Below are 1,653 nucleotides of genomic sequence, written 5' to 3'. Positions count from 1 at the left end.
GGTGAGCTTTCTTGGAGCGAGCTGGTACTGCTGGTCGAGGGAATACTGGTGGTAAAGAGCATACAGAAAAAACGTTATTCATTGCATCAAAAACAGCTATTTTGATTGCTGGAAAGTTAGTAAAACCGTATCTTTAGGGTATGGAAACAGCACTGGAAAACCTATCAAAAGAAGACCTTCTCAAGGTTATTTCCAGTCGTGAGCAAGCCCTTGTTGAAAGAGATGAAAAGATAGATTACCTAGAGTCCCAACTCGCCATGTACAAGCGTATGCAGTTCGGACAGAAGCGTGAGCGCTTCGAAGGCGATCCAAATCAGACCATGCTCCCTTTTGAAGCGGAGCCGGCCGAAGTTGTGCAGCAACAGGAAGAAATTAAAGAAAAGATCGAGTATGTACGTAAACGACCTAATCATAAAGGACGGGCTAAATTACCTGCGCACCTCCCTGTAGAAGAGGTAGAGATCCACCCAGAGGGTGATCTCTCTGAAATGGTGTGCATCGGCAAGGAAATTACTGAGGAACTGGAGTGCCAGCCCGCTAAGTTCTATATCAAACGTTACATTCGTTATAAATATGCTGCCAAAGATAAGTCTGCCGTAGCCATTGCCGAGCTTCCTGAGCGTGTAATCGACAAAGGAATCCCTGGGGCTAGCCTGTTAGCGATGATCCTGACCGCTAAATACATAGATCATCTCCCACTATACCGACAGAAACAGATCTTTGCTAGGGAAAACATACAGATACCCTCCTCAACCATCGAAGGATGGACCAAGCAGGCGCTAGAAAAACTGGAACCATTGTACCAAAAACTTGTCTTTGATACTAAAGTACAGGGGTATTTACAGGTTGATGAAACCCCAATAAAAGTACTGGATAGCGATAAAAAAGGCGCTGCACATCAAGGCTACTATTGGGTATACCATGCTCCTTTGGAGAGAACAGTATTATTTGATTATAGTCCTACCCGTGGAGGTGTTGCCGCTGCGCCTATGCTCGGTGACTTTAAAGGTTATCTCCAGACAGACGGCTATGCTGTTTATGAAAAATACGGTAAAAAGAAAGAGGTGACACATCTGGCTTGTTGGGCACACGCCCGTCGTGAGTTTGAGAAAGCATTGGATAATGATAAAGCAAGAGCAGAAAAAGCCCTGTTGATGATACAGCAACTATATGCCGTTGAACGTCAAGCCAAAGAGGGTAAGCTGGATGCTGAGCAGACAAAAGAATGCCGTCTGGCCGAATCCTTACCTATTATTAACGAGCTTGGCAAATGGATATTCGAAGAGATAAAAAGAACACTCCCTAAGAGCCAGATCGGAAAAGCAATGGCCTATGCATACGCCAGATGGGATGCCCTATCAGCATACCTATATGATGGAAATCTGCATATTGATAACAATCTTGTCGAGAATGCAATTCGCCCTGTTGCCCTAGGACGAAAAAACTACCTCTTCGCAGGAAGCCATGAAGCAGCACAGCGTGCTGCGATGATCTACTCGTTCTTTGCTATCTGTAAAAAGCATGAGGTGAACCCATTCCAATGGTTAATGCATACCTTGGAAAACATCATGTCAATAAACCATAAAAACTTAAAGGATCTTTATCCTCAGAACTTCAAAAAATCAGCGAACCTGTAGTTCATAGGCCGCATAC

1 protein-coding gene is annotated in these 1,653 nt (G+C 44.3%); it reads left to right on the top strand.

Features of this window, described 5'->3' with window-relative positions:
• Nucleotides 1-140 precede the first annotated feature (140 nt).
• Nucleotides 141-1,637 (top strand): IS66 family transposase, encoded by a 1,497-nt coding sequence (tnpC, locus tag ACFSR5_RS15760; RefSeq protein WP_380905423.1) that lies wholly within the window; start codon nt 141-143, stop codon nt 1,635-1,637.
• Nucleotides 1,638-1,653: the final 16 nt, after the last annotated feature.

This window comes from Sphingobacterium suaedae, assembly GCF_042684625.1.
GTDB classification, from domain to species: Bacteria; Bacteroidota; Bacteroidia; order Sphingobacteriales; family Sphingobacteriaceae; genus Sphingobacterium; species Sphingobacterium suaedae.
This window is presented reverse-complemented; position numbering and strand designations above follow the sequence as displayed.